The sequence below is a fragment of the Paenibacillus favisporus genome, from assembly GCF_040545415.1.
Lineage (GTDB): Bacteria > Bacillota > Bacilli > Paenibacillales > Paenibacillaceae > Paenibacillus_AQ > Paenibacillus_AQ favisporus.
The window spans coordinates 497,810-524,774 of record NZ_JBEPLV010000002.1; the positions used below are offsets into that span (position 1 = coordinate 497,810).

The following is a 26,965-nucleotide window of genomic DNA, read 5'->3' on the forward strand; positions in this document are numbered from 1 at the left end:
TTTGTTACCATATATTTTTCTGAAATAAGAAGAGCCCGTTTTCTTCCGTTCTCCGCGGTTAGAAAATGGGCTTTTTTTGAAGGTTTACATCTTGCGGCTGTCCATTGAAACGCCCGGAACCTTGGTATTTCCGAGCAGGTGTCTCGCCAAAAAACCGGCGCAGGCGACCAAAGCCAGCCCTGCGGCGATGAAATAGAAGGTTGTGCGCCCGGTCTGCTCATACAGCACGCCACCAAACGTTCCGCTGACGAGCCCGGCTGCGCTCGACCATACGATCGTAAACAGCGCAAGTCCCGTCGCCCGGAATTCATCCGGAATGATCCGGGTGATGTAGCGGACCGCCGTCACATAGTAGATGCCGAAGGTTACGCTGTGTAAAGTCTGGACCGCGATGACCGTTCCGGGGTGATCGGCGATCGACATCAAGAAGAAGCGCAGTGCGAACATCAGGGCGGCCAGGGCGAGGAGCGGCAGCTCCTTGAAACGCTCTCCGAAGCGGCTGAGCAGGAAGAAGACCGGAATTTCGCTGAGGGCTGCCGCGAGCAGAGACCAGCCGATCAGCCCCTCGCTAGCGCCCATGCTTTTGAGCGTCAGGGTCAGGAACGCTTCATTCATCCGGTAGGGGAGGGCGAGACAGAATACGCCTGCGAAAAACCATAGCACTTCTTTTTGCCGAAGCACGTTCCACAGGCCCCTCCATTCCATCTTCTGACCGTTCGTTTTGACGCCGTCCCTGAGCCTTGTGGCGAGCAGGAGGCAGGCTCCAGCAATGATGATGGCCAGAAGCAGCGTTCGGGAAATACCGACGTTGCCAAGAACATAGCCGATGGACAGGGCGAAGAAGGCATAGCCGATCGAACCGAAGACCCGGATGACGATAAAGTTTTTCCCGTGCCTCTGGGCGGTTTGGATCGACATCGTATCCGACAGCGGAAATACCGGGTAGTAGAAAAAGTAGAAGACCGTAATCAACGCGAATACCGCATAGAAGGAAGAAGTGGCCGACAGGAGTAGCCCCATACCGAGCTGTCCGGCGAACAGCAGGAGCATCATCTTTTTGGTCGTCCGGTAGCGGTCGCTGGCCATGCTCCAAAACATGTTGGAGAAGATGGAGATGAAGGGCCCGACGGCGTACAGATAGCCGACCTGCGAGCTGCTGAAGCCCAGGTGGCTGAAGTAAAGCTGGAAGTAGGAGGCGACCAGGACGCTGGTCCCATAGATGGTAAAGGTGAATGCCCTTTGCCAATTGACGTCTGGCGTCGATTGTTCTAATTTCATGATCAATACCCCGATGTTTTTATGATTTTTGTGCAAAAAGTCACCCTGCAGCACGATGCCGCCCGCTATACTATAGATGAGCATATGCTGCTGCGGTGGAATCTTTCAGCTTACCTTTTCGAGGAGATCCGGGCACACTCCTTTAATTGGACACATATTGTTGTAAAAAAAGGGAGGATTCATGCACGGTTTATTTGTGCAAATTCCAGGACCATATTATAATAAAGGACATTAGGATCGATACAAGTAGACAACAATGTGGAGGCACCGTCTTGAATGAAAATAGGCAAACTCGATATCAAGTTCCCCGGAATCCTGTCAGTTTAATGAGCCGGGTGTACAAGCATATATTGCCGGAAGTGCGAAAAGAACTGGACGGATGGCGGAGGAAGGCAGGGAACATCCCTGATCCCGAGCTGAGAAAGCAAGCCTTGGCGAGTATAGAGACGAAGCAGTTTCACTGTGAGGGCGGAGGCGTCTACGCCGCCGTTCCGCTGCCGGAGCGGCTTATACTTACCAAGCTCATCGTGGCCTATCAGACGATCAGCGACTATCTGGATAACCTGTGTGACCGCAGCACATCCATGGAAGCCGAAGATTTCCGCCTGCTTCACCAATCGATGCTGGATGCGATCGACCCGGCGGCTGAACCTGTCAATTACTATGCACTTCGTCAGGAGCAAAATGACGGAGGTTATTTGCATGGGTTGGTGACAACCTGCCAAAGCTGCATACGCCAGCTGCCCGGCTACGCTGCCGCGATGCCCTTTATCCGGGATTTAGCGGGCCTGTATACCGACCTGCAGGTTTACAAGCACATCAAACCGGAGTTAAGAGAACCGGCGCTGCTTGCGTGGTGGGAGCTTCATCGCGAACGGACTCCCCAGCTCCAATGGAACGAGTTCGCCGCGGCAACCGGTTCGACCTTGGGTGTGTTCATGCTCTTTCTGGCCGCAAGCGACCGCCATTTGAGCAGCACTGCCGCCGCCTCCATTCATGCGTCATATTTTCCACATGTTTGCTGTCTGCATATTATGCTGGATTACCTGATTGATCAGGAAGAGGATCGGCTTGGCGGAGACCTCAATTTTTGCAATTACTATGAGAGCCCCGAAGTCATGCTGGACCGGATTGCCTTTATTGTGGAATCGGCCCGGAAGGATGTTGCAGCCATCCCGGTGCCCCCGTTCCATCGGATGATCATTGAGGGACTGCTGGCAATCTATTTATCCGATCCCAAAGTCAGCGAGCAGCAGGAAGTTCGCTCCGTATCCAAACGTTTGATGAAGGGAAGCCCGCTTACCCGCTTATTCTTCTTCTTCAACAGCCGGTGGATCCGCAAGCATTTGTACGAGTGATAAGAGGAGGAAATAACATGGCAGTCAAAAAAATCGCAATACTAACCAGTGGCGGAGATTCGCAAGGGATGAACGCAGCCGTGCGCGCCGTCGTACGCAGCGGCTTGTATCACGGACTTGAGGTTTACGGCATTCAGCGCGGGTATCACGGCCTGCTGAACGACGACATCTTTTCGATGGATCTGCGCAGTGTGGGCGATATTATCCAGCGCGGCGGCACCATTCTCCAATCGGCACGCTGTAAGGAATTTATGACACCGGAAGGCCAGCAGAAGGGTGCGGAAATCCTCCGCAAGCACGGAATCGACGGCCTTGTCGTCATCGGCGGCGATGGCTCATACCAGGGTGCCAATAAGCTCAGCAAGCTCGGCATCAATACGATGGCGCTGCCCGGAACGATCGATAACGATATCGCGTTTACAGATTACACCATTGGATTCGATACCGCCGTCAGCATCGTCGTTGATGCGGTGAACAAGCTGCGCGACACCATGTCCTCGCACGAGCGGTCCTCGATTGTGGAAGTCATGGGAAGACACTGCGGAGATATCGCTTTGCATGCGGGCCTCGCTTCGGGTGCGGAGACGATCCTCGTGCCGGAAATGCCTCATGACATGGATGAAATTACGGAGCGGATGAAGCAGAACTTTGCTCATGGCAAACGGCACAGTATCGTGCTCGTGGCTGAAGGTGTGGGAAGCGGGGAAGAGGTTGCCAAAGCCCTGACCGACCGCTGCCCTACTCTGGAACCGCGGGTAACGGTGCTTGGACATATCCAGCGGGGCGGAACGCCGACTCCGGCGGACCGGAATCTGGCGAGCCGACTGGGCGATTTTGCGGTGCGTATGCTGATCGCGGGTGAATCCGACAAGGCCTGCGGCATCATTAAAGGCGAGCTCGTGCTGACGGACATCGATAAGGTCGTCAACACGAAGAAGGAATTTAACCGGGAGCTGTATGAGCTCGCTTCACGGCTTTCACAATAAACATAACGGTAACACAGACAAGGCGCAGCGGGGTTTTAACCCTGCAGCGCCTTTTTGTAGTGAGCCGAAAGTGGGGGAGCGGTATGCCGTTTTCGCTTACGCAGCCAAGTCTCAGTAACTGCTCGGGAGAACCCGGGCGGTTACGCTCGTTTTAGGGCAGCGAACCGCCGCTGGACCTTAACGAGCCGTCCGAGCAGAAGTGCCGCGCCGACTGCGAGTCCCGTAATCAGGCCGACCCAATAGCCATAGGCCTGAAGCGGGGTGAACTCGGCCAGAAGGTAGCCCACGGGCAGTCCGATGACCCAATACGAAATAAACGTAATGATGAATGCCGGATTGACGTCTTTATATCCGCGCAGTACGCCCTGAACGGGGGTGGCTACGGCATCGGAGATTTGGAAGAAAATCGCATAGATCAGAAAATGCTGAATGAGTTCGATCACATGGCTCTCCTCTGAATAAAATCCGGCGACATAACGTCCGGCTACGAGCAGAACCACGGCGGTAATCAGCGAAAGGCCCACCGCAGTGGAAATCCCGAGCCTGCTGTATTGTCTGGCGTCCCGCAGCCGGCCCGCCCCGTTTTCGTAGCCGACCAGAATGGTGAGCGCCATGCTGATGCTGAGCGGAATCATATAGAGCGTGGACGCAAAATTCATCGCCGCCTGATGGGCCGCGATCGTCACCGTATCGAAGCGGCTCATCAGCAGGGTAACGCCGGAGAATACTCCGGTTTCAAAAAAGATGGAGAAGCCGATCGGCACCCCGATTTTCAGCAGCTCCTTCCACACGGAAATCGATACTCCGTACAGCTTCCGGAAGATGCCGTAATCGGTGAACGGATGGAGCCGGTGGATGAACAGAATCGCAATCAGGAACACGCACCAATAAGTGATGGCGGATGAGATTCCCGCGCCTGCGCCTCCCAAGCGGGGGAACCCCCAATTGCCGAAGATCAGCAGGTAATTGCAGCCGACATTAATCGGCAGCGAGATCAGCGTGATCAGCATGGAAATCCGGGTCTGTCCCAGGGCATCGATATAGCTTCGCAGCACGGTATAACCGAACATTGGAACGATGCCGATGGACAGGTAGCTCAAAAAGCGGAAAGCGATGTCCTGGACATCCCCTTCCAGGTTCATCCCGTCCAAAATAACGGGAAGCAGCAGCGAGCCGATTCCAAGGATCACAAGGGCCAGCAATATGGCGAGATACAGGCCTTGTATGACGTGATAAGCTACTTTATTGCGGCTTCCACCGCCGACCAGATGGGACACGATCGGAGTCATGCCCATCAGGATACCGCTCAGACCGGTCTGGAGGGGGATCCACAGGCTTGTGCCGATCGCTACACCGGCGAGATCGGTCGAGCTGGCCCGGCCGGACATGTTGGTATCGAAAAACGTAATCGCGGACAGCGCGATTTGCGTGACCAGAATCGGCAGCAGGATGACGAGAAACTGCATCGTTTTTTGCTTGAGCGACATTGTTGTTTTCATAATAAAATGAGCCTCACAGATATCTTAAATTCTGACATAAAGGTGACAAGACTATTATTGTAAACCATGGCACACCGGTTTGAACAGGGGCATTTCCAAATAAATAAAACCCGGCGAAAGCCGCCGGGATAAGGAAGGGCGTATATAATCATGCCGTTTGATCTAGACGGTACCTCTTATTTGTAGGCCACGCCTTGGGAATAACGGTTTGAAGCGTTCCACAGCAAGTATTCGTCCACGCCGGCGTCTTTTAAGGCGCGAATCTGATCCTGTACCTGCTGCTTGCCGTACTTCTCGTAATGGCCGCTGCCGAGCCAGCTTGCGGTAAAATCCTGAATCCAGGGTCTGATGATCGGCTTGCGGTCTTTGAGCGGATCCAGCTTTTTGTGCGTATCGGCCATAGAGCCCTTGATCGTCTTGTAAGGCTCCTTGTCCGGATCCTGGGCGCCGAACCAGCCCGTCGTGTAATGGCTCGGATATACCATCGGACTGATGACGTCCACGTTTTCGGAGATTTTACCGAAATCCTGACCGATCCCTTCTGCCGCCGGAACGGATGCCGCATAGCCGAAGATGTCTACCGACACGCGAATGCCGAGAGGGGCCAGCTGCTTGCGGGCATACTGGACGAACTCTGCGACCGTATCCACGCGGGATTTATCGTTTTTAACGTATTTCAGCGTATCTGCCCGCTTCTCGAATCCTTCCGGGAACCGTACATAATCGAACTGAATTTCTTTAAAGCCAAGCTTGGCTGCTTCCTTGGCAATCGCGATGTTGTAATCCCATACTTCCTTGCTGTACGGGTTGACGAAGCTGTCGCCTTTGCCGTTCTCCCAGAGGGTTCCGTCCGGATTTTTGAACGACAGATCCGGCCGCTTCTTGGCAAGGACCGTATCTTTGAATACGACCACCCGGGCGATAGGGTACACCTTATGCTTGTTCAGGCGCTGCATCAGCTGGTTGATGTCCGGAATGAACGGCTGCGGTTTGCCCATCCGCTTCAACGTGGCATTGTCCGTCTTATAGGTTATGTATCCTGCATCGTCTTTGATGTCGACCACCATGGCGTTCAAATCGGTTTTGTCGATGAGATCCAGCAGCTGATTCATTCGTGAACCGCCGGCGCTGTATGCGGTAACGTAAATCCCTTTGACTTTGGGGGCGGTGACCTGCGGATCTACCTTGACGGGCGGGTGATCTGCGCTGACCGGAACGTCTTGTTGGGATGCGATCATTGCGGAATGAACGGTTGCCTGAAACAATTGGCTTAACGGATGATTGCTGTCCTGCTGTTGTGGATGGCCGGCGCTGCTGCCGAGCAACAGCAGCAGCGCCCAAATAATATTCATAATACTCTCTCCCCTTGAATGGCTTTACATGTCAATTATATCGGAACGACCTCCTGTTTGGTGCAACAGCTTTGTAATCATTTGGCGAAGGCTGCGCGGCTGGAATCTGGGCGCCTTCTCTTTTTTTAAACGAATCAGCTTGGAATCAAACGGCTTCCCTCTTCCGTAGGGTTGCCACCGGGATGCTTAAATACTTGCGGGAAAAGCGACTTCCAACATTTTGACAAAATTGCAGTTCCCGTGCCCGGTGGCCGCTTCAGGCCAAATAAAAATGCCACCCGCGCTGCCGCTGAAAGCGGCCATTCGCGAATGGCATGTTATTCAAGCACTTGCTACTTGCTATAAATCAGTGAAGCAGCGCGGAGCTCTGATGTTCACAGATGCTGTACTGGATGATCTCCATGGCATCTTCTTGTTCCAGAATGCTAAGTCCGTCCCGCAGCACAATGAGGGAATTCAGTTCATTTTGCTTCAAGAATGGCATCATATCCGGGAACCATTTCATGACGATTTGGGACAACTTTACCGTTTCCATTTCCATTTCCACAAAAATCACCCTTTCCTCCTTCGAATCTTCACAGTCAGATGATCCAACGCAAGGCGAATCGGAAAAGCGTTTTGGTGCTTTGGGAAATTCGGGTCTATCCTAATCTCATGGAACTATTGTAGGAAGCGCGCACTATTAATATACCACATTTGGTGTTTTTTTTACACAGCGCATACAAAAATCAGCTTCTGCGGAAGGAACCCATGACCCCGACGGTCTCGACGATGTTGACGAACGCCTTGGGGTCGGTTTGCTTGATGATGCGCTTCAGCTCGGCCAATTCGTACCGGGTGGTGACGGTCATCAGCATATCCTTTTCCACATTGGAAAAAGCGCCCTGCGTCTTGATCTTGGTTACGCCGCGCGGACGCTCCAGCAGCTGCTGAAGAAGGGCATCCGTCTCGTTCGTGATGATGTACACGGTGACCTTGAAATGGCTGACGTGGATCATGTCCACGACCTTGCCCGTGACGAAGATGGAAACGATGGAGGCGAGCGCCAGGTTCCAATTGTTCTGTAAGTAACCGGCTGCGAGGATGACGACCCCGTTCATGGCCACCAGTATGTTTCCGATCGGGAAGTCGCGGTAACGCGTAACGATGGACCCGATAATATCGAACCCGCCGGAGGAGCCGCCGGCGCGGAAAGAGATGCCTGCCCCGATCCCGACGAGGACGCCGCCGAATACCGCAGCGAGCAGCGTATCGGACACGAGGGACGTTTCGGGAACTATCGCGATCAGCCACGTTGTGGCGACGACCGATAGAATGCTCAGGACAATGAAACGTTTGCCGAGCTGGAACCAGCCGGCGACAAGCATCGGTATGTTAAACACGAAATAAAGAACGCTGAGACTGATTGGTGTAAAATAATTCACGAGCATGGACAGGCCCGACACGCCCCCGCTCAGCAAATGAAGCGGAACGAGAAATAAATTGAATCCGCAGGCAATAAAAGCCGCACCAAGGACCACAACCACATACTTCCAAATATTTTTGAGCTCCAAGCTCATCACCTCATTATGTAATTTTCTGCAAGACGAGTGAAAGTTGTTTCAGCTTGACTGGTGTTTGTAATTTGGTTTGTGATATAATGTATTAGATGTTCTTGAGTACGGTTGTACAATAGTATTATTTTGCATTGTTTCAGGAGAATAATTACCGTTTACTAAATTCTGTAGGCTGTTTTGTTTGCCCGGATAAACGCTATAGAGAATCGAAGCCATGAAACATTTGATCGAAGTTTGGCTACCCTATATAATGTTTACCGCTACTTAAGAATACAGACAAGATTGTGGTATGTCCACTTTATAGAAGGAGTATGAAAAATTTGAAAAATTTCGCAGAATTAGGCCTCGAACCAAAGGTATTGCAGGCCATTACAGAGCTTGGATTTGAGGAAGCGACACCGATTCAGGCACAATCCATTCCGATCGCAATGAGCGGACGGGACATGATTGGCCAAGCACAGACGGGTACAGGCAAAACCGCTGCCTTTGGTATTCCGCTGATTAATAAAATTTCCAAAGATACGGATAAAATCGTCGCCCTCATTATGACACCTACCCGGGAGCTTGCGATTCAGGTCGCAGAGGAAATCGGAAAATTGACCCGTTTCAAAGGAATTGGCTCGCTGCCGATTTACGGCGGTCAAGACATCGGACGCCAGATCCGTGCGCTGAAGAAGAAGCCTCAAATTATTATCGGTACGCCAGGCCGTTTGCTTGACCACATTAACCGCAAAACGATCCGCCTGGACGACGTCGAAACCGTCATTTTGGACGAAGCTGACGAAATGCTGGATATGGGCTTCATGGAAGACATCCAAACGATCCTGAAGCTGGTACCGGAAGAACGCCAAACGATGCTGTTCTCCGCGACGATGCCGCCGAACATTCAGAAGCTGGCTCAGCAATTTTTGAAAAATCCGGAGCATGTTTCCGTTATTCCGAAACAAGTCAGCGCACCTCTGATTGACCAGGCTTATATCGAAGTGCCGGAACGCCAGAAGTTTGAAGCGCTCAGCCGCTTGATCGATATGGAATCTCCGGAGCTTGCCATCGTTTTCGGACGCACGAAGCGCCGTGTCGACGAGCTGGCCGAAGCCCTGCAGAAGCGCGGATATTCCGCGGACGGCCTGCACGGGGACCTGTCCCAGAACCAGCGCGACACCGTAATGCGCAAATTCCGTGACGGAAGCATCGACGTCCTTGTAGCTACAGACGTTGCGGCCCGCGGCCTGGACGTATCCGGCGTTACCCATGTCGTGAACTTTGACCTTCCGCAGGATCCGGAAAGCTACGTGCACCGGATCGGACGTACCGGCCGTGCCGGCAAAGAAGGTACCGCGTGGACCTTCGTTACTCCGCGCGAAATGGATCACCTGCACCTGATCGAACGCGTAACCCGTCACCGGATTCCGCGTAAGCCTCTTCCTACGCTGGCTGAAGCCATCGAAGGCAAACAGCGCGTGACGGCGGAAAGATTGCTTGAAACCGTGGAGAAGGGTGAATTGAACGAATACAAAGGACTAGCCATCCAACTGCTGGAGCAGTACGACTCCGTGCAGCTGCTGTCTGCGGCATTGAAGATGCTGACAGGCGAGAAAAAGGATTCGGATATCCAGCTGACGCCGGAAGACCCGATCCGCGTCAAGCGCCGTCACAGCGGCAAGCCGGACCTGCGCAGCGGACGCAAACCGTCCGGCGGCTACCGCGGCGGCAGCAGCGGCAGCCGAAGCGGCGGAGGGTACAACCGTGACCGCGGCGGCGACGGACGCGGCGGCTACAGCAAGAGCTACAGCGGACGCGGTGATTCGTACCGCGGCGACCGCAAACCGCGGACCAGCAGCAGCGAGGGACGCCGTACTACGAAACGCGAAGACTCATTCGAGAAGTAAGAACATAACAAAGAGGCGAAGTGCCGCATGCACTTCGCCTCTTTTTTCATATCATCAAATTACCAGATAAATGCGCGAGTGATGATAACGAGCAGGATGAACAGCACCAGAATGGCGCCTGTGGAACCCCAAAGGCCATGACCGTAACCATAACCAACTCCGCCTACAGCGTGAGACATTGAACATAACCTCCTTCAAAAAGTTGAACTCTTTTGGATTACGGTGTATCTTATGACGGTTTTCGCCCGCATGTATAGACCAACACCCAGATGCCGGAAATTAGGCTCTGGCAATGTATGTCCCTAATGCGGTATTATTAAGGTACAGGCATGTTAGTGGAGGAGGAGACTTTTACTTGGAATTCAAAGGTGCAATGGGTGGAATTTACAAAATTACAGAGTGGATTACCCGGATAGCTTACAGCAATATCTTGTGGATGCTGTGTTCGATCCCATTCTTCTTTTTTCTGGTGACGAAGCTGCTGGTAACGGGGGCTAACGAGTCGCTGCAGATGAACTGGGCCATGGGAATCGTGGCACCGTTTACATTGTTCCCTGCAACAGCGGCGCTGTTTGCAGTGGTGCGCAAATGGGTGATGGGCGATACCGATATTAAAATTTTCAGCACCTATTTCAGAGCGTATAAGGAAAACTACAAACAAAGTATGGTCGGCGGTATTTTCTACGTGCTGCTGCTGGTTATTATGATGGTGGATTATACGGTCTATATGACCCAGTTCCGCAATATGCAGCTGATCGGGATTGTGATGCTGATCCTGCTGATCGTTCTGTTCCTGTCGATGTTCAACTTTTTTTCGATGATCGTTCATTACCATATGTCCATCGGACAGATTTTGAAGAACGCGGTTCTGATTACGATCATCCGGCCTTTCCGGGTGCTTGCTACCGTGCTCGGGAGTGCGGTCGTCCTGTTTATCGGGTCCAAGTATCCAGCGCTGATCTTCTTCTTTGGGGGAAGCGTCATCGCATTGTGGGCGTTTTTCAACTTCTACGGCACCTACATGAAGATGCAGGAGCAAGCGGAGCGGCTCAAACAGAAGGAAGAAGAGGCGCAGCAGGAAGCCGCCGACGCGGATGATTCCGTAAGTTTGCAGGGCGATCCGGACAAGAGAGATGAATGGTACGAGGAAAGCGTTTCAAATGGCGATGGGCCGGGTAAAAGAAACTAAGCCAGCAAGCGATATTTTCTTCTAAATTTTTACCATTTCGTTTACATGCTGACGATTTCGGTCTATAATAAGACTACATCCTGCGATGTTCGCCACGGTTAATCGTTGTTTTGAACCAATGATAATGTCTGAGGGAGATCTATATGAAGCGCAGCTGAAACGCCCTGTCTATATGACATGGGGACTTCAAAACCGCTTATGCGATCACCCACCTGCTAGAGCAGGTTCAGAAGACAATTTAACCGGACGGCATAGGCGGGTTTTTATTTTGTCGATGAACCCATTGCGACCATTATGGTGCAGAATAGAGAACATCCTAACCGGTTCTATTTCCGGGTTGGGGTGTTTTTTTGTTGAATCTCCGGCATCATTCCGTACTTACTCTTTTGTTCTGACCGTAACAATGATAAACTGTTAAGTATTGATGATGTTTACTATAAAGGAGGAAAGGTCTTGTCGCTAAAGAGAGTTCTAGTGGGGGTCATTCGCAGTCAAGAAGGAACAAGCGACCGCGCGAAGGATCCTAAAATGAAAACGCGCTATTACAATTTATCGAAAGACAAGGCATGGGAGGAAATCTCCTCGACACTTAAAAAAATTCCTGGCTACAAAGTGCTGCACGAGGTGTCTTCCGTCGGGGAAATCACGCTGGAGAAGAGAACCTCGCTTGGCCGTACCGTGGATATTACCATTTCGGTGCTATCGGTTGGTCCAGTCCGCACCGCTGTTGATATGTATTCCGCCTCCCGGGGCTCGCTGGGGGATCTGGGGTATAATTACCGGATTATTTTAAACTTGTTCGGCATATTGGATAAGAAACTGGCTAAATACAAAATAACACAATGAGTAAGGAAAAAGCGGGAGAAAGATCAGCTCTTTCTCCCGCTTTTTATGGGAACATGGCGGCTTAAGCCGAATTACAGCAGTTCTTTAACGGCTGCTACGGCATTTTCGTAGTTCGGATGCTCGGCCATTTCCTTCAGGTACTCGACATATGTAATCTTGTCGTTTTTGTCCACGACGAAAATGGAGCGCATGTCCAGACGGAATTCCTTGATATGAACACCGTATGCGTCGCCGAACGACATCTCCTTGTGATCGGAAAGGGTCACGACACGGTCGATTCCGGCAGCGGCACACCAGCGTTCCTGGGCGAATGGAAGGTCAGCGCTGATGGTCAGCACGATCACGTCGTCGCCAAGGCCGGCGGCTTCTTCGTTGAAACGGCGCGTTTGGGCGTCACATACTCCCGTATCAAGAGAAGGAACGACACTAATTAATTTGATTTTGCCGGCATAATCCTTAAGAGTAGCCTCTTCAAGCAGATTTTTGCTGACCTTGAAATCCGGAGCGGCGTCGCCCACATGAAGTTCCGGGCCAATGAGGGTAATCGGATTGCCTTTGAATGTAGCTGCATTGGTACGTTCTTGTGCCATATGAAATCTCCTTCCTGGTTATCAAAAATTGGTGATTCGTGACAAAGTCCATTATAATCTTTTTAAAAAGGCATTGTCCAATTTCGTCGGCGGTTTACTCGGTTATAGAAGGAAGGATAACATGTTATTTGTACGTTATGAGAATCTGAAAAGTTATTTGAAGTACTACCCGATCACGACGCTGCTCTTTGTCATCAACCTGGTGATGTTTCTCATTATGGCCTTTAACGGGGGCTCCACCAACAATGAAACGCTGATCCGGTTTGGAGCACTGACGAACATCGATCAATATAATGAGTGGTGGAGATATGTCAGCTCCATGTTTTTGCATGCGGGTTTTTCCCATTTGCTGTTTAACAGCTTCGCGCTGCTCGTGTTTGCCCCGCCTCTGGAGAGGCTGCTTGGTCCATGGCGATACGCGCTGCTGTACTTGTTAAGCGGTATTCTGGGCAATTTGATGACAGTGGCTCATTACAACCGTACCGGAGAGATTCTGATCTCCATAGGCGCTTCAGGAGCGATTTACGGCATTTACGGCGCCTATCTGTATATCGCCTTGCTTCAGCGGCAGTGGATGGACGACGCTTCCCGGAAAACCGTGTACGGCATTTTGATCGTGGGAGTCGTTGTAACCTGGGTTTCACAATCCAACATTAACTGGGTGGCCCATATGGGCGGATTGATCGGCGGTTTCTTTATTTATGGACTGATGGCCAGGGTGCTGAGAAGGCGCCGCTAGCCAAGCTCGGATGAACAGGTATCGTATAAGCAGAATGGAGCGAAAGTAGTGGAATTAAGACAGTTGCAATACTTTTTGAAGGTAGCACAGAAGGAGCATGTCACGCAGGCTGCAGAGGAGCTGCATGTCGCCCAGTCAGCGGTGAGCCGGCAGATTCATCAGCTGGAGGAGGAACTCGGAGTCCACTTATTTATGCAGAAAGGAAGAAACCTGCAGTTAACCCCCGTAGGGCAGCTGTTCTGCAAACGGGTGGAGGGCATCCTGAAGGATTTGGATAAGGCGGTCATGGAGGTTCATGAATTTCTGGATCCGGAGCAGGGAGAAATTCGTATCGGATTTCCGCACAGCCTGGGGATTCATTTGATCCCTTCCGTGGTGGCCGAATTTAAACGCCGGTATCCGAACGTAAAATTCCGTTTCAAGCAGGGGATGTTCCCGTCCTTGATCCGTGATGTGATCTCGGCGGAAGTCGATTTGGCCTTCATTTCACCTTTCCCGGAAAAGCATGAACATGTGGAAGGCGAAGTGATCCTGACCGAAGAGCTATATGCGATTCTGCCGCCGAACCATCCGTTGGCCGAGAAGGAGAGCATCAAGCTCGTCGAACTGAAGGATGAGAAGTTCGTTCTCTTCAGCAAAGGCTATTCTTTACGGCCGATTGTCTGGCATGCTTGCCTCGAAGCGGGCTTTACGCCGAAGATCGCCTTCGAAGGTGAGGAGACCGACACGATCCGCGGACTGGTGGCGGCTGGCATGGGTGTCAGCATCCTGCCGGAGCTGGCCTTGTTCCAGACCAATCCGCTGCAGCCGGCACGCGTTAAAATTTCGGAGCCGAAAGTCACCCGTACGATCGGGCTGATTCATCGTTCGGACGATAAGCTTCCTCTGGTGGCCCAGTCTTTCCGCACCTTTCTGCTTAAATATTTCGGCTTACACCAGAACAATAAAAATACCCCGGTCGGTTAACGACACGGGGTATTTTTATATTGAAGTCGGATATCTACATACCTGTTTGTATTAGTCACGGTTGTTGCTGTTCGTAAAGATCAAAATGTACCGGAGCAGTTCGAGCAGGGAAACCAGCGCTGCTGCAACATAGGTCAGGGCTGCGGAATTCAGCACCTTGGCCACGCCGCGTTCTTCTTCGTTCGTGATGTATCCTTCCGAAACCATAATCTCGCGGGCCCGGTTACTTGCGTTAAATTCGACCGGCAGCGTGATCAGCTGGAAAGCAACCGCAACGGAGAAGAAGATAATGCCGAGCCCGATCAGTCCAAGCCATTGGAAAAGGAAACCGGCAATCAGAAGGATCGGAGCAAGCCCGGATGCAAAGTTGACGATCGGGAAAATCCGATGGCGCAGAACCAGCATCGGGTAGTGCTCCTTGTGCTGAATGGCGTGGCCGATTTCGTGACAAGCAACGGAAATCGCCGAGATGGAGCTCTCGTAATACACCGGTTCCGACAGGCGGACGACGCGGTTAATCGGGTCGTAGTGGTCGGAGAGGGCTCCGCGTACCGGTTCGATCGGCACGTCGTGCAGCCCGTGGGTATCCAGCATGTGCCGGGCCGCGTCATATCCGGTCATGCCGCTGTTCGCCTGAACCGTGGACCACTTCTTGAAGGTACCCTGAACTCGAAACTGTGCCCAGAGCGAAAACAGAAATGCAATAATGATAAGTATATACATTCCGTCGAAATACATTTCCATACCTCCTGCTTTATTTTGCGGGAAACTAGAGGGTTGGGCCGTGCTGTTCAAGGAAGAGGCGAATGGCCTCGATGCACGCCGCACCTTGCGGGAGGAGATTCAGCAGCACCAGCCGCGCATGGCTTGGCTTCATTTGCTTAATCAGCGGTTCGAGCTCCTTCACTTCGCGCTGCAGCTGCTGCATATGAAGCTCGAGGTGAGACAGCTTGTCGGACACCTGCTTCTCTTCCGGAACCGAATCCCACTTCTCAAGCATCTCTTTAATCTCATCCAAACTATATTTCTCTTGTTTCAATTCATTAATACGTTTAAGCCGGACCAAGGTTTCATGGCTGTACAAACGGTAATTCTTAAGCGTGCGCTTCTCTGGAAAAATCAATCCCAGCTTGGTGTAATAATCAATTGTACGCTCGCTGACACCACCAGCCTTAGCTAATTCACCGATCCGATACAGTATCATATCCCCATCCTATATCACCTCGCAGGAAATTAAACGAATGCTCGTTTCCATATTATATTACTTAAATTATGATACATGAATCCGAACCGTACAGTCAAACGTCATGCTTTTCCTATAAAGCTGACATTGTAAGTTAATATTACATCAGAAACATTTTTTCAGTATTTTCAAAAAATATCTTGTCAATTTCAGGACTATCGGCTTATAATGTCATTAAGAATTTCACTTTGTGTTAGAAATATTGACATTGGGGGAATGGGGTACATGAAAAGAAAATGGTTAGGAATCATGTTATTAATGCTTACATTGTTGACGTTTCCCGTAACGGTTTTTGCAGCCGATGACGGGGCGACCAACGTTCAACTACAGGCTGGGTTGAACACCTTCTTCGTATTTATGGCTGCTATGCTCGTGTTTTTTATGCAGGCGGGTTTCGCGCTTTTGGAAGCCGGTACGGTACGGATGAAGAACGCGGGTCATATCGCAGGGAAGACCGTACTGACACTCGGAATTGCCATCGTCGTTTTCTGGGCAGTCGGTTTTGGTCTTGGGTTCGGCAATGGGAACAGTTTATTCGGAACGACGGGATTTTTCCTGACCGGCGATTCCATGGCAGCGTCCTTTGATTCCTTATCCGCATCGGATGCGTCGTTGACGGTTAAGTTTTTGTTCCAGCTGTCCTTTGCGGCCGTATCGCTGGCCATTGCCTGCGGCGGTATGGCGGAACGCGCAAAATTAAGCGTATATATCGTATTTGGAACCATTTTTATGATCGTGATTTATCCGGTTGTTGCCCACTGGGTATGGGGCGGAGGCTGGTTGGGCCAATTGGGTATGCAGGACTACGCCGGATCGACCGTCGTGCATCTGACAGGTGCGACCGCAGCCCTGGTCATCACTTACATGCTGAAGCCGCGCCTTGGCAAATACAACAAGGACGGCAAGCCTAACAGCATTCCGGGTCATAATCAGGTATTGTCGGTACTAGGCGTGTTTATTCTGTGGATCGGTTGGTTCGGTTTTAACCCCGGCAGTGCGCTGACACCACTGATGGACGGATTTTTCGGATATGTGGCCTTGACCACCAACCTGGCTGTAGCTGCCGGTGCTGTTGCCGCTCTGCTGATTTCCTGGGCAATATTCGGCAAAGCCGATATCCCTAGCATGCTGAACGGCGTTTTGGCCGCTCTCGTTGCTATCACAGGTTCTTGTGCATTCGTAGATGCGTGGGCAGCGATCGTGATCGGTGCGGTTGCCGGTATCATTACCTTCTTCACGGCTCAATGGTTTGAGAGAGCGGGACTTGACGATCCGATTTACGCTTTTTCCGTACACGGTATTGCCGGGATTTGGGGTGCCGTTTCCACAGGGTTGTTCGCAACGCCGAAGCTTGTTGAGATTACTGGCGTCGGAAAACCCGGACTGTTCTATGGCGGTGGATTCTCGCAGCTGGGCGTTCAAGTGCTGGGTGTCCTCGGGGCGTTCGTATTCGTTCTCGTGATCTCCTTTATCGTCATCGCTATTATGAAAGCAACGATGGGAATTCGCGTTACCGAAGAGGAAGAAATGATGGGTCTGGACATCAGCGAACACGGCACTTACGGCTATCCGGAGCAAATGAGGCTGCTCGTTGATTCCGAGATCAGACCATCGGCGTCTTCCGCATCGGCTCCTAAGCCGTCTGCGGGAACCAACGAGTCCTTTACCTAAGTCTAAAGAAATATGAATGAATATAATTCACCATGGAGGGGGTGAACCGTATGGAACCGCTGAAGTCGGAATCATGTGATCTGGACCTCGGTACGATCGCTTATGCGAACTCGCGTGAAGAGCTTCGGAGCCGGCGACTGGACTGCCAGGAACAGCTTCAGGAAATGTTCGCTGACATGCCGATCGGGGCCTGGTCTGCACTCGTCAATGAAATGCATGATTTGATCGCGGCCAGAGCCGTCGATATCTGCGAGCGGGAACTGGAGGAGGCCGGTTACGGCCTGCCTCCCGTCTCCTACGCCTTCGTCGTATTCGGCAGTGCAGGCCGTAGGGAGTCGACTCTGTGGAGCGATCAGGATAACGGCCTTATTATCAGCGACGAGCCGGATGCTTATAAGGAAGCTTATTTTCAAATCTTCGGTCAACGGCTGTCGGACCTGTTTGAATATTTGGGCTATGAAAAATGCAAGGGGAAAGTCATGTGCTCCGAGCCGCTGTGGCGCAAAACGCTGGAGGGTTGGAAAAAGCAGCTCTCCCGCTGGCGCAATGACTTCAGCTGGGAACCGGTTCGCTACCTGATTATTGCTACAGATATGCGCTATATTTCTGGTGATCGCACACTTTCTGAGTCGTGGAAGGCTTTTTTCGGAAAATGTCTCGATGAAACACCGGAGCTGGCGATCGCGATTCTGCGGAATACGGTCAGACATAAAGCAACGCTAAATCTGCTCGGCCAGGTCGTTACTGAACGGTTTGGGGAACATGCCGGAGATTTTGACGTGAAATACGGGGTGTACATCCCGATCGTCAACAGCGTCCGATATATGGCCCTCCAGCAGGGAGTCAAGGAATCATCCACGCTGAAACGGCTGGAGAGGCTGATGGTGCTGGACGGGGGCAACATGCTGCTGGAGAACGTGCAGCGCGCTTTTCTTACCGCCTTGATGCTGAGGTCGACCGCCCCCCACCGCGAAGAAAGGGGCATCTTCATGAGCAGCGGCTACATTCCGCAGAAGGAGCTCAAGAAAAGGCCGCTGATGTATGAGCTTCGCGAAAGCCTGACTGTCGTCAGGCGGACTCACCGGGCGCTGCAGCGTCAGCTCCGTTTCGCGGAGAGGAGAAGACCATGAAGACGCCGGAACGGGGGAACAGCGGGTTCTGGAGCCTGCTTCGGCAGGGAGGCATGCCCTCGGCGATTGCTTCAGTGATGGGTGGATCCTCCGCACAGCAGATGGCGTTTATCCGCTCGCTGATGAGAGAACAACGGCGGCCGGAGGTTCTGCATACTCCGCTCAGCGAGCTGGAAACCGTCGTGTTTGATCTGGAGACGACGGGATTTAACGTTCAGCAGGGCGATGAAATTTTGTCGATCGGGGCGCTTCGGGTCAAAGGCGGCGAAATCAAAGAGGATGAGTCGTTCTACAGCCTCGTTCAATGCAAACGCCCGGTGCCGTCCCACATTACCGGATTGACGGGGATTACGCAGGCGATGATCAACGAAGCGCCGCCGCTGATGGACGGTCTGCACGGTTTTATGAATTTTGTTGGGGGAAGGGTGCTGGTGGCCCATGCGAGCGCCCATGACAAATCCTTTTTGAATGCGGCACTGTGGAAAACCTCGAAGGTGAACCTCAGCCACCGGGTGATCGATACGATGATGGTTGCCCGCTGGCTGGAGCCGCAGCGCGCGAGCTTTGCGCTGGACGACCTGCTGATGGCGAAAAATATTCCGATCGAGGGAAGGCATCACGCTTTGGAGGATGCCAAGATGACCGCAAAGCTGTGGGTTATGTACCTGCGGGACATATCGCGCAGGAGACAGGTTGAGACGCTGGGCGACCTGTACGCCTATTTAAGCCATGCGTAACCGGGCCGGGCGGAGATGAAAATCGCCTGCCGTTGATCGTTCAATGAAGTAAGCCTGGGTCAGGATGGAAGATCCCGATTGGTCGGGGGAGCTGATCAAATAGATACGGAGCATATCTCCGAAAAGCGGGAGCTGGCGCAAATCCTCCTCGGACGGAGCGGGAACGGTGTGTGGATGCGTGTGAAAGATTCCGAGCAGTCCCGAAGGGTTCAGACACTGCTGGACCCACGCCTGGGGATCCAGGGCGAAGCGGTGCAGCGGGTCAGGCGCTACGTTGCGGATCGGGATCAACGTCTCGATTCGCATGCCGCCCGCTGCAGCATTACCCCGCAGTACACCGCAGGCTTCATAAGGCCGATGAAGAAATAGCTGCTCCGCCAATCCGTGGGCGCAAGCAGCATCCAGCCATATTTCTTCGTCGTGTACGTGAAGCTCTGTCAACCGTATTCTCCCCTCTCACTTTGGCCTCTGCATTTGGCAGGGGCTCTTTTTTTGTGCATTCATATCATGTCAAGTGTAGCGGGATGCCTGTACAATCGCAAGGGACGTGTTCATCAGATCGCACTGTGGGACAAGCCAAATAGGGCGATGGGAAAAATTTTGCAGTTCATTTGTAAGTTCCCGTGAAAAGAGGGTAAAATATAAGGGATACCACTTTAAGAAAAAAAGGGACGACATCTATGAAACGTAATTTGTACATTCTGCTCGCCTTTTTGGTGCTGGCGGGTGTTGTAGTTTACCAAAGTGCAGGCGACAAAATCCAGGCTGCCTTTCAGCAGGAGAAGCCGATGCCGACCGAAACGAAGCCGCAAGCGGGATATCTGGCACCGGCTTTCACGGCCACGGGGCTCGACGGGAAGGAATACCGTGTCGGCGGGGCGCAGGACAAGGCGATTCTGGTAAATTTCTGGGCTTCCTGGTGCGATCCGTGCCAGCAGGAAGCGCCCGAGCTGCATGCCTTGGCGGAAAAATACAAGGATAACCTGAATATTTACGGCATCAATGTCACCAAATACGACAACAAGAAAAACGCCAAAAGCTTCGTCGAGAAATACGACGTAAACTTTCCGGTCATGCTGGACCTGAAAGGAACGATCTACGACCAGTACAAAGGAGCCGTGTTCCCGACAAACGTGCTGATCGACAAAAACGGCGTCGTGCAGGATGTGATCCTGGGCATTCTGCCATCCAAGGATCTGGAGAAGAAGATCAAGCATCTGATCGAGTCCTAGTTTAGGGTGAATGGAAGACCCTCCGGGTAGACTGCCGGAGGTCTTCTTTTTTTGTGTTGATTTAGAACATAAAAGACCGTCCAGGATAGCTCCCGGACGGTCTGCTTCAGTTAAGCTGATATGAATAGTTTAGTGATTGACCAGCCCTTGCGACGGTGAAGCCGCTTCAGGTTCCGATGCCTGAAGGATCTGTCCCAGCAGGGCGTAGCGCATACTGTCGACCAGCGCCTCCCAGCTCGCCTCGATGACGTTCTCGGACACACCGACGGTGTTCCAGGACTGGTTGATGTTGCGGGATTCGATCAGTACGCGAACCTTGGCCGCGGTCGCATCCTTCTCATCGAGCACGCGGACCTTATAGTCGGACAGGTGCATTTCCTTGATTGCCGGGAAGTACTGCACAAGCGCCTTCCGCAGCGCATTGTCAAGCGCATTGACCGGACCGTTGCCCTCGGCCGCAGTATAGACGTTATTGCCGGCGACGTTCAGCTTGACGAACGCCTCGGAAACGACGGCTCTGCCGGCGGTTTTCTCTACCAGCATTTTGAAGGATTCAAAGGTGAACAGCTCCTTCATTTCGCCGCCGGCTTCGCGCAGGAGCAGCTCCAGGGAAGCGTCGGCCGCTTCGAACTGATAGCCCTGGTGCTCGAGATCTTTGATCTTCTCGATCACTTTGCGAGAATGTTCGCTCGTGGAGTCGAAGTCCAGGCCCATATCCTGCGCCTTGGACACGATATTGCTCTGGCCGGCCAGCTCCGACACCAGCACGCGCTGCTTATTGCCGACGAGCTCCGGCACGATATGCTCGTACGTGCGGGAGTCGCGAAGGATAGCGGAGACGTGGATTCCGCCTTTGTGTGCGAATGCTGCGTTACCGACATACGGCTGGTTCACCGGCATGTTGACGTTGGCGATTTCGCTGACGAAGCGGGCGGTGTTGGTCAGCTGCTTCAGGCGATCTTCGCCGATGCACTCGTAACCGAGCTTGAGCTCCAGGTTCGGAATGATGGAGCAGAGATTCGCGTTGCCGCAGCGTTCGCCGTAGCCGTTGATCGTTCCCTGAACCTGGCGGGCGCCGGCTTCCACCGCACTGAGCGTGTTGGCCACGGCGAGCTCGCAGTCATTATGCGTATGGATGCCGAACTGGGCCTGAGGGATAAGCGATGTCAGGCTGGTGACGATCCCGTGAATTTCATGCGGGAGGGTTCCGCCGTTCGTGTCGCACATCACCAGCCAATCGGCGCCGGCTTCCTTGGCCTTCTTCAGTACGGACACGGCATAGTCCGCATTGTTCTTATAGCCGTCGAAGAAGTGCTCGGCGTCAAAAATGACTTCAAGCCCCTGCTGCTTCAAAAAGGCGATCGAGTCGTAAATCATGGCCAGGTTCTCATCCAGCGTGGTCTGCAGCGCTGTATGGACATGGAAGTCCCAAGATTTGCCGACGAGCGTGGCGGCCTGTACACCGGATTCCAGAATGCGCTTTAAGTTTCCGTCCTGCTCAGCTTTGCTGTCTTTACGGCGCGTGCTGCCGAAAGCGGTGATTTTGGCGCTCAGGCCCAGCTGCTGAACCCTTTTAAAAAACTCGATGTCCTTGCTGTTGCTTCCCGGAATGCCACCTTCAATATATTGTACGCCAAGCTCATCGAGCTTCTTGGCAATCTTCAGTTTATCGTCGGCGGACAAGCTGACACCTTCGCCTTGGGTGCCGTCCCGCAAGGTCGTATCGAAGATGGAAATGGACTTAGACATGGGAGTCCTCCTTTGGAAGTCTTGGAATGATCACTACGTCATTTGTATAATTCATTATTATATCATTTTTACGCGGGAATGTAACAAAGAATTCCTCGTGCAAGTAGGTTCCCAGGGTTCTTGACCTCGTTTCTGGCGAGGGGTATGCTGGATTTATGAATTTGGTAAGGGTGAGAATGATGGACAAGCCAAGCGTTGATGCCTATTACCCGCAGAATGGAAGGGTCATTCTGCATGTCGATATGAACGCGTTTTATTGCTCCGTCCATGAGGCGGAGGAGCCGGAGAAATACCGGGGCATGCCCACCGCCGTTGCAGGAAGCATGGAGCTGCGCAAAGGGATTATCGTCACCTGTTCCTATGCTGCACGGAAACGGGGCATTTCGACAGGCATGCTGGTCACCCGGGCGCTGAAGCTGTGCCCGGAGCTGATCGTCATCAAGCCTGATTTTGATTTATACCGCAAATACTCCAAGGCGTTTATGAAAATCGCCTATTCCTATACGCCGCTGATGCAGGCGACTTCGATTGACGAATGCTATCTCGATATTACCGGATCGAAGCAGTTCGGAACGCCCCAGCACATCGCTGAGGAAATCCAGCGGCGGATCTATGAGGAGCTCGGGCTGCCGTGCTCTATCGGGATCGCCCCGAACAAGCTGCTGGCCAAGATGGGCTCCGATATGAAAAAGCCGAACGGTATCTCGGTTCTTCGCATCCGCGATGTGCCGAACGTGCTGTGGAACAAGCCCTGCGGAGAGCTGTTCGGAATCGGCGGCAAAACGGCGGAGAAGCTGCGCAAAATCGGCATCCATACGATCGGCCAGCTGGCGCGTACGGACGAAGAAGCACTGATCCGCGTGTTCGGGGTCGTGGGAGCCTGGATGAAGCAGGCGGCAAACGGTATTGACCATTCTCCGGTGGTGGAGGATCGGGAGCAGAGCAAATCGGTCGGGCATACGACGACGCTGCCTCACGATATCAGCGCCAAGGAAGATGTCAACCGGGTGCTGCTCAATTTGAGCGATCAGGTGGCTCGGCGCTTAAGAAGGAAGGAACTGGTCGCAGGCGGGGTGCAGATCACGATCCGGACGCCGGACATGAAGACGATCACGCGTGCCCGCGTGCTGCCTGCCCCGACCGAAAATGCCGAGGACATTTACGAGGCGGCGCGCAAGCTGTATGCGGAGCATTGGAGCTGGGACAAGCCGGTCAGGCTGCTCGGCGTGACGCTGCAGCATTTGGTACCGAAGGAGGAGTCGGCGATCCAGCTCGATCTGTTCAGCTATGAGAAGCAGCCGAAGAAGGAGAACCTGACCAAGATTATGGACGAGCTGCGGAACAAGTTCGGGGAGAACGCCGTCGTTACCGCGGGGATGCTCGGCGACGATCCGTCGGCGCTGCTGCGCAACCACCGGGTGCGGGGAACATCGCTGCAGATGGATTTTGCCGATAAGCGCGACGAGGATCTTCCGTAAGCGGTTAGGGCGAAAGTCACGAAACGAAAATATGTGATTTTTGTCATTGAAGAGACGGCGAAATTTGCGTTACCATATAAATATGGTTTTGCTGCTATGGTGGAGAACATTTCGTTTTTTTTTGGATAGATCATTTATATAGATAAATAGAAAGGTAGAGGAGAGCCATGGCCAAATATACTTGGGTTGAGAAAGATACCTGCATCGCGTGCGGCGCCTGCGGCGCAACCGCTCCGGATATTTACGATTATGACGACGAGGGGCTGGCCGGAGTCGTGTACGGCGGCGATAACAACACAGGCAACACCGAAATTCCTGAAGAGATGTACGATGACCTGCAGGATGCCGTTGACGGCTGCCCGACCGATTCCATCAAGATCGCGGACTGCCCTTTTCATAAAGAAGGCTGAAGCAACGCTTCATGCGTACGCCTTTGTCTGAAAGCATCCCCCGGCCGAATAGGCCTCGAGGGGGATGTTTTTTTGTTTTCCGCGTGCCGATATAAATAGAAAGAACATTTGCGCATGGAGGTTACCGTTGAAAAATTCGCTCTATCTCAAAAAATACGTTCAGATGCATCCGGACAATAAAATGGGATGGTATTTGCTGGGGAAGGAATATGAAAAAAGCGGGCAGCAGGGGAAAGCCAACTACTGCTTTAACCAGTCGGGCGGAATTTATGAAGCCTTTGAAACGAGCCGGGTGCCTTCGGATATTTGGCTGGAATACGAACAGAAGCTGCTGAAGCAGGCCGAGGATTCGGAGCGGAAGCGGCGGCGAATCCGCCGGGCGGCGGTTGCCTTGATGATTCTCATTCTGGTGCTGATTCCATCGGTGGAATCGCCGCAGCGGCAGAGCCTGGCAGAAGAATCTACGAACTCCGGGGAAGAAGTGCAGGCGGCTGCAGCAGCAGATGATATGCCGGAGAAAAAGGATACTGGTAAAGGCGAGGGGGCTGCGGCAGAAGACGGACGGCCTGCATCGGGCACGGTGTTTACCGCACTGGGCGAGGAAGATGGGGACGGCAAGGCGCACCTGCTAGCGGCTGAAATGTCAAGCGCGCAGGAAACCAGGAACCGCTTGGCGGTCCTGACGATGAAACGGCAGGGAAAATGGCTGCTGTGGTCGCGCGATCTGCCAGTCTCTTATACAATGCTTTCCGGCGGGAAAGGAAAGATGACCTATCAGTCCTATAATGCCAAAGATTGCGCATGCAAACCGCAGGATCAGGAAGCATTGCAGTCCGCTGCTGCGATATGGACCCTGGAGCAGGAAGAACTGGCTTTGCTGTACAGCGCCATGGCTGCCTACCGGGAAAAGAACGGAGCCCTGCCGAAGTCCGTGAACGATCTGACGCGGCCGTTTCCGGAAAATTGGGTTTCGGGGCGGACGCCGCGCATGCAGGAGGCGTTTGCCCCCATGGCCGAATGGATGCAATCCGGCGGAAGTTCCTCTAAGGGACAAGAAGGCGGGATCGGTGAAACGGTATCCGGCGCCAATCCGGCGTCGTCTCCGTTTGCTTCGACATGGGGGCAGAAGCCCTTTTTACAGGAGCGGCTCGAAATTATCGTTGATAAAGCGGCGCACCGTCTGGCCGTAGTCAGCGGGGATAAGCTCATCCGAAGTTATAAGGTTGGACTGGGGGGAGAGCGTACGCCGGAGGGGAAATACAAAATTTCGATCAAGGTGATGAATCCGAACGGCCGGGATGACGGCGAATTTGGAAGCCGGGGCATGCAGCTGTCGGATACCAATTACGCGATTCACGGCACGGACGAACCGGACAGCGTGGGCAAGGACGAATCCAAGGGCTGCATCCGCATGAGCAGGGCGGACATTGAGGAGCTTTTTGATCTCGTACCGTTAGGCACCCCTGTACTCATAAGCAAGGGGGCTCTGCCTGATCTGCCGCTCGTGCCGAAGGAAAGATTCCTTACGAAGCCGAAGCAGGATCAGACGAACCCCCATCAGACGTATCACTGGCTGTGAACCGCAGCCTTGGCAGAAAGGCTTGTCCCAAATGAAAATGCGCTAGATTATAGAATTTAAAAATTTACACGTTGAAAATAATCAGAACCGAAATGAGCAGAATGAGCAAAAGCAGGCCGATCCCGACCCAAAGCAACGCCCTCCGGTTGACTTCGTCCTTCTTCTGCTGAAGCGTCGGCGGTTTGCGCTTGGTTGCCATGACGTTCTACCTTCTTTCCTAATCAGATTCAATCTTACCCTCATTGTAATGGCTTTCAATGTAAAATACCAGCAGGGGAAGGGCTTGGAACCAGCCGGTTCGATCAGGCAAAAAACTTTATTTTTATACCGATTAAGGATAAACTGAAGGATAGAGACAACAATGTGCATGGAGAGGAAGATTGGCTGGTGCTGTACCGAAATTTGGCAAAACCGATATTTTTTAAAATGGATCCGGAGAAAGCTCACCATTTGGTCATCGGCGGACTTCATTCCGCGGGCGCGTTTCCGGGAGGAACGGGCCTACTGCGAAGCATGTACGGCGTGAACGAGACGGCAGACCTCGCAGTGGATCTGTTCGGCATACATTTTCCGACACCGGTTGGACTTGCAGCAGGATTGGACAAGAATGCGGCAGCGGTCGACGGTTTTTCTTCCATCGGCTTTGGTTTTATGGAGGTTGGCACGGTGACGCCGAAGGGACAGCCGGGCAACGAGCAGCCCCGCCTGTTTCGCCTTCCGCCCGACGAGGCGCTTGTGAACCGGATGGGATTCAACAACGAGGGAGCGGAGGCCATGGCCAAGCGGCTGGCGGCCATCAAGAACCGTCGGATCCCGGTTGCCGTGAACATCGGCAAAAATAAAGTAACTCCGAACGAGGAAGCCTATAAGGATTATCAGGAATGCCTGCGTACCCTGTATCCGTACGGGGATTTTTTTGTGGTTAACATCAGCTCGCCGAACACGCCGGATTTGCGCAATCTGCAGTACGGCAGCGAACTTTCGACATTGGTCCGGCATATTATGGAAGAGATGCGGGCGCAAGCCGCCAAGCACGGGGAGTCCAAGCATATTCTGGTGAAAATTGCGCCTGATGTGAGCGACGGCGAGCTGGAAGAAATGGTCGATGCGCTGGCTCCGAGCGGGATCTCCGGCATTATCGCCACGAACACTACGATCGGGCGGGAAGGGCTGAGCCATCCGAACGCCAGGGAAACCGGGGGACTAAGCGGCAAGCCGCTGCGTATCCGTTCCACGGAGGTCGTATCCCGGGTATACCGCCAGACGGGCGGCAAGCTGCCGATCATCGGTTCCGGCGGCATTTTTACGGCTGAAGATGCTTATGAGAAGATCAGGGCAGGTGCAAGCCTGGTGGAAATTTATACTGCCCTTATATATGAAGGACCCGAAATCAACCGGAAAATCAACGCCGGGCTGAGAGAGCTTTTGCGTCGTGACGGCTTTGCCCATATCTCCGAGGCTGTGGGGGCAGACCATCACTGAGGGAGA

27 protein-coding genes and 1 other RNA gene are annotated in these 26,965 nt (G+C 52.9%); 16 read left to right on the forward strand and 12 right to left on the reverse strand.

Annotated features, from left to right (window positions below; translation table 11 throughout):
* Positions 1-84: 84 nt before the first annotated feature.
* Positions 85-1,278 carry an MFS transporter gene (locus ABID47_RS10380; protein WP_354496417.1) on the reverse strand — a complete coding sequence of 398 codons (1,194 nt, stop codon included), beginning with the start codon at positions 1,276-1,278 and terminating at the stop codon, positions 85-87.
* A gap of 326 nt (positions 1,279-1,604) precedes the next feature.
* On the opposite strand from ABID47_RS10380, the gene ABID47_RS10385 reads away from it, so the two are divergent.
* Both ABID47_RS10385 and pfkA read left to right on the forward strand, forming a co-directional pair.
* A complete protein-coding gene (locus ABID47_RS10385; protein ID WP_105441578.1) occupies positions 1,605-2,636 on the forward strand; it encodes a tetraprenyl-beta-curcumene synthase family protein in 1,032 nt (343 codons plus the stop codon).
* A gap of 17 nt (positions 2,637-2,653) precedes the next feature.
* Complete coding sequence (gene pfkA / locus ABID47_RS10390) at positions 2,654-3,622, forward strand: 6-phosphofructokinase (protein WP_076170243.1); 969 nt, start codon at positions 2,654-2,656, stop codon at positions 3,620-3,622.
* 140 nt (positions 3,623-3,762) lie between these two features.
* Here pfkA and ABID47_RS10395 read toward each other — a convergent pair whose 3' ends face one another.
* The 4 genes from ABID47_RS10395 to ABID47_RS10410 form a co-directional block, all read right to left on the reverse strand.
* The gene (locus tag ABID47_RS10395; protein WP_354496419.1) at positions 3,763-5,121 is read right to left on the reverse strand and encodes an MATE family efflux transporter; all 1,359 of its coding nucleotides are present in this window, start codon (positions 5,119-5,121) and stop codon (positions 3,763-3,765) included.
* 176 nt (positions 5,122-5,297) lie between these two features.
* A complete protein-coding gene (locus ABID47_RS10400) occupies positions 5,298-6,473 on the reverse strand; it encodes a putative glycoside hydrolase (RefSeq protein ID WP_354496421.1) in 1,176 nt (391 codons plus the stop codon).
* A gap of 346 nt (positions 6,474-6,819) precedes the next feature.
* Entirely contained in the window at positions 6,820-7,014 is a 195-nt protein-coding gene (locus tag ABID47_RS10405; RefSeq protein WP_076170738.1) for a hypothetical protein, read from the reverse strand.
* A gap of 187 nt (positions 7,015-7,201) precedes the next feature.
* Positions 7,202-8,026, reverse strand: coding sequence for a YitT family protein (locus ABID47_RS10410; RefSeq protein ID WP_435530605.1), 825 nt, complete (start codon positions 8,024-8,026; stop codon positions 7,202-7,204).
* Positions 8,027-8,349: 323 nt separating this feature from the next.
* On the opposite strand from ABID47_RS10410, the gene ABID47_RS10415 reads away from it, so the two are divergent.
* The gene (locus tag ABID47_RS10415) at positions 8,350-9,918 is read left to right on the forward strand and encodes a DEAD/DEAH box helicase (protein ID WP_354496425.1); all 1,569 of its coding nucleotides are present in this window, start codon (positions 8,350-8,352) and stop codon (positions 9,916-9,918) included.
* A gap of 59 nt (positions 9,919-9,977) precedes the next feature.
* Here the strand turns inward: ABID47_RS10415 and ABID47_RS10420 are convergent, their stop codons facing one another.
* Positions 9,978-10,097 carry a YjcZ family sporulation protein gene (locus tag ABID47_RS10420; protein WP_208629305.1) on the reverse strand — a complete coding sequence of 40 codons (120 nt, stop codon included), beginning with the start codon at positions 10,095-10,097 and terminating at the stop codon, positions 9,978-9,980.
* Positions 10,098-10,273: 176 nt separating this feature from the next.
* Between ABID47_RS10420 and ABID47_RS10425 the strand changes: the two genes are divergently transcribed.
* The 3 genes from ABID47_RS10425 (at position 10,274) to ABID47_RS10435 (ending at position 11,953) form a co-directional block, all read left to right on the forward strand.
* The gene (locus ABID47_RS10425) at positions 10,274-11,107 is read left to right on the forward strand and encodes a YesL family protein (RefSeq protein WP_354496428.1); all 834 of its coding nucleotides are present in this window, start codon (positions 10,274-10,276) and stop codon (positions 11,105-11,107) included.
* Between the two features lie 74 nt (positions 11,108-11,181).
* Positions 11,182-11,373: non-coding RNA, 6S RNA (ssrS, locus tag ABID47_RS10430), on the forward strand.
* Between the two features lie 187 nt (positions 11,374-11,560).
* Complete coding sequence (locus ABID47_RS10435) at positions 11,561-11,953, forward strand: DUF1499 domain-containing protein (RefSeq protein ID WP_076170237.1); 393 nt, start codon at positions 11,561-11,563, stop codon at positions 11,951-11,953.
* A gap of 71 nt (positions 11,954-12,024) precedes the next feature.
* Here ABID47_RS10435 and tpx read toward each other — a convergent pair whose 3' ends face one another.
* A complete protein-coding gene (tpx, locus tag ABID47_RS10440) occupies positions 12,025-12,543 on the reverse strand; it encodes a thiol peroxidase (RefSeq protein ID WP_076170236.1) in 519 nt (172 codons plus the stop codon).
* A gap of 121 nt (positions 12,544-12,664) precedes the next feature.
* Here tpx and ABID47_RS10445 point away from each other — a divergent pair, with 121 nt between their 5' ends.
* On the forward strand, positions 12,665-13,282 hold the full coding sequence (locus tag ABID47_RS10445; RefSeq protein ID WP_354496431.1) for a rhomboid family intramembrane serine protease: 618 nt from the start codon (positions 12,665-12,667) through the stop codon (positions 13,280-13,282).
* Positions 13,283-13,330: 48 nt separating this feature from the next.
* Complete coding sequence (locus tag ABID47_RS10450) at positions 13,331-14,248, forward strand: LysR family transcriptional regulator (RefSeq protein ID WP_076170234.1); 918 nt, start codon at positions 13,331-13,333, stop codon at positions 14,246-14,248.
* Between the two features lie 51 nt (positions 14,249-14,299).
* On the opposite strand, the gene ABID47_RS10455 is transcribed toward ABID47_RS10450, so the two are convergent.
* Together ABID47_RS10455 and ABID47_RS10460 are read right to left on the reverse strand one after the other, a co-directional pair.
* Complete coding sequence (locus ABID47_RS10455) at positions 14,300-14,986, reverse strand: zinc metallopeptidase (protein ID WP_076170233.1); 687 nt, start codon at positions 14,984-14,986, stop codon at positions 14,300-14,302.
* A gap of 31 nt (positions 14,987-15,017) precedes the next feature.
* The gene (locus ABID47_RS10460) at positions 15,018-15,452 is read right to left on the reverse strand and encodes a MerR family transcriptional regulator (protein ID WP_076170232.1); all 435 of its coding nucleotides are present in this window, start codon (positions 15,450-15,452) and stop codon (positions 15,018-15,020) included.
* Between the two features lie 264 nt (positions 15,453-15,716).
* On the opposite strand from ABID47_RS10460, the gene ABID47_RS10465 reads away from it, so the two are divergent.
* From ABID47_RS10465 to ABID47_RS10475, 3 genes are read left to right on the forward strand one after another with little or no spacing between them, the layout of a single operon-like run.
* Positions 15,717-17,162, forward strand: a complete 1,446-nt coding sequence (locus ABID47_RS10465) for an ammonium transporter (RefSeq protein ID WP_076170231.1) — start codon at positions 15,717-15,719, stop codon at positions 17,160-17,162.
* Between the two features lie 50 nt (positions 17,163-17,212).
* A complete protein-coding gene (locus tag ABID47_RS10470; RefSeq protein ID WP_354496434.1) occupies positions 17,213-18,292 on the forward strand; it encodes a DUF294 nucleotidyltransferase-like domain-containing protein in 1,080 nt (359 codons plus the stop codon).
* The gene (locus ABID47_RS10475; RefSeq protein ID WP_354496436.1) at positions 18,289-19,029 is read left to right on the forward strand and encodes an exonuclease domain-containing protein; all 741 of its coding nucleotides are present in this window, start codon (positions 18,289-18,291) and stop codon (positions 19,027-19,029) included. The genes ABID47_RS10470 and ABID47_RS10475 overlap by 4 nt, the downstream gene beginning before the upstream one ends.
* On the opposite strand, the gene ABID47_RS10480 is transcribed toward ABID47_RS10475, so the two are convergent.
* Complete coding sequence (locus tag ABID47_RS10480; protein WP_354496438.1) at positions 19,015-19,470, reverse strand: Mov34/MPN/PAD-1 family protein; 456 nt, start codon at positions 19,468-19,470, stop codon at positions 19,015-19,017. The genes ABID47_RS10475 and ABID47_RS10480 overlap by 15 nt on opposite strands.
* A 239-nt stretch (positions 19,471-19,709) precedes the next feature.
* Between ABID47_RS10480 and ABID47_RS10485 the strand changes: the two genes are divergently transcribed.
* Positions 19,710-20,261, forward strand: a complete 552-nt coding sequence (locus ABID47_RS10485; protein WP_354496440.1) for a TlpA family protein disulfide reductase — start codon at positions 19,710-19,712, stop codon at positions 20,259-20,261.
* Positions 20,262-20,390: 129 nt separating this feature from the next.
* On the opposite strand, the gene cimA is transcribed toward ABID47_RS10485, so the two are convergent.
* Complete coding sequence (gene cimA / locus ABID47_RS10490; RefSeq protein ID WP_145024890.1) at positions 20,391-22,010, reverse strand: citramalate synthase; 1,620 nt, start codon at positions 22,008-22,010, stop codon at positions 20,391-20,393.
* Positions 22,011-22,165: 155 nt separating this feature from the next.
* Between cimA and ABID47_RS10495 the strand changes: the two genes are divergently transcribed.
* From ABID47_RS10495 to ABID47_RS10505, 3 genes are all read left to right on the forward strand, one after another.
* Entirely contained in the window at positions 22,166-23,488 is a 1,323-nt protein-coding gene (locus tag ABID47_RS10495; RefSeq protein ID WP_354496442.1) for a DNA polymerase IV, read from the forward strand.
* Between the two features lie 167 nt (positions 23,489-23,655).
* On the forward strand, positions 23,656-23,898 hold the full coding sequence (locus ABID47_RS10500; protein WP_116232465.1) for a ferredoxin: 243 nt from the start codon (positions 23,656-23,658) through the stop codon (positions 23,896-23,898).
* Between the two features lie 127 nt (positions 23,899-24,025).
* Positions 24,026-25,477: a L,D-transpeptidase gene (locus ABID47_RS10505; RefSeq protein ID WP_354496443.1), complete on the forward strand. Its 1,452-nt coding sequence runs from the start codon at positions 24,026-24,028 to the stop codon at positions 25,475-25,477.
* Between the two features lie 64 nt (positions 25,478-25,541).
* On the opposite strand, the gene ABID47_RS10510 is transcribed toward ABID47_RS10505, so the two are convergent.
* The gene (locus ABID47_RS10510) at positions 25,542-25,676 is read right to left on the reverse strand and encodes a hypothetical protein (RefSeq protein WP_258167940.1); all 135 of its coding nucleotides are present in this window, start codon (positions 25,674-25,676) and stop codon (positions 25,542-25,544) included.
* A gap of 188 nt (positions 25,677-25,864) precedes the next feature.
* Between ABID47_RS10510 and ABID47_RS10515 the strand changes: the two genes are divergently transcribed.
* Positions 25,865-26,959: a quinone-dependent dihydroorotate dehydrogenase gene (locus ABID47_RS10515; RefSeq protein ID WP_251673754.1), complete on the forward strand. Its 1,095-nt coding sequence runs from the start codon at positions 25,865-25,867 to the stop codon at positions 26,957-26,959.
* Positions 26,960-26,965 lie beyond the last annotated feature (6 nt).

What these genes read in the sequence shown, in the direction of transcription:
- ABID47_RS10380 (WP_354496417.1), bottom strand. Translation starts at nt 1,278, where the DNA reads ATGAAATTAGAACAATCGACGCCAGACGTCAATTGGCAAAGGGCATTC.
- ABID47_RS10385 (WP_105441578.1), top strand. Translation starts at nt 1,605, where the DNA reads ATGAGCCGGGTGTACAAGCATATATTGCCGGAAGTGCGAAAAGAACTG.
- pfkA (WP_076170243.1), top strand. Translation starts at nt 2,654, where the DNA reads ATGGCAGTCAAAAAAATCGCAATACTAACCAGTGGCGGAGATTCGCAA.
- ABID47_RS10395 (WP_354496419.1), bottom strand. Translation starts at nt 5,121, where the DNA reads ATGAAAACAACAATGTCGCTCAAGCAAAAAACGATGCAGTTTCTCGTC.
- ABID47_RS10400 (WP_354496421.1), bottom strand. Translation starts at nt 6,473, where the DNA reads ATGAATATTATTTGGGCGCTGCTGCTGTTGCTCGGCAGCAGCGCCGGC.
- ABID47_RS10405 (WP_076170738.1), bottom strand. Translation starts at nt 7,014, where the DNA reads ATGGAAATGGAAACGGTAAAGTTGTCCCAAATCGTCATGAAATGGTTC.
- ABID47_RS10420 (WP_208629305.1), bottom strand. Translation starts at nt 10,097, where the DNA reads ATGTCTCACGCTGTAGGCGGAGTTGGTTATGGTTACGGTCATGGCCTT.
- tpx (WP_076170236.1), bottom strand. Translation starts at nt 12,543, where the DNA reads ATGGCACAAGAACGTACCAATGCAGCTACATTCAAAGGCAATCCGATT.
- ABID47_RS10445 (WP_354496431.1), top strand. Translation starts at nt 12,665, where the DNA reads ATGTTATTTGTACGTTATGAGAATCTGAAAAGTTATTTGAAGTACTAC.
- ABID47_RS10455 (WP_076170233.1), bottom strand. Translation starts at nt 14,986, where the DNA reads ATGTATTTCGACGGAATGTATATACTTATCATTATTGCATTTCTGTTT.
- ABID47_RS10460 (WP_076170232.1), bottom strand. Translation starts at nt 15,452, where the DNA reads ATGATACTGTATCGGATCGGTGAATTAGCTAAGGCTGGTGGTGTCAGC.
- ABID47_RS10465 (WP_076170231.1), top strand. Translation starts at nt 15,717, where the DNA reads ATGAAAAGAAAATGGTTAGGAATCATGTTATTAATGCTTACATTGTTG.
- ABID47_RS10470 (WP_354496434.1), top strand. Translation starts at nt 17,213, where the DNA reads ATGGAACCGCTGAAGTCGGAATCATGTGATCTGGACCTCGGTACGATC.
- ABID47_RS10475 (WP_354496436.1), top strand. Translation starts at nt 18,289, where the DNA reads ATGAAGACGCCGGAACGGGGGAACAGCGGGTTCTGGAGCCTGCTTCGG.
- ABID47_RS10485 (WP_354496440.1), top strand. Translation starts at nt 19,710, where the DNA reads ATGAAACGTAATTTGTACATTCTGCTCGCCTTTTTGGTGCTGGCGGGT.
- cimA (WP_145024890.1), bottom strand. Translation starts at nt 22,010, where the DNA reads ATGTCTAAGTCCATTTCCATCTTCGATACGACCTTGCGGGACGGCACC.
- ABID47_RS10495 (WP_354496442.1), top strand. Translation starts at nt 22,166, where the DNA reads ATGAATTTGGTAAGGGTGAGAATGATGGACAAGCCAAGCGTTGATGCC.
- ABID47_RS10500 (WP_116232465.1), top strand. Translation starts at nt 23,656, where the DNA reads ATGGCCAAATATACTTGGGTTGAGAAAGATACCTGCATCGCGTGCGGC.
- ABID47_RS10510 (WP_258167940.1), bottom strand. Translation starts at nt 25,676, where the DNA reads ATGGCAACCAAGCGCAAACCGCCGACGCTTCAGCAGAAGAAGGACGAA.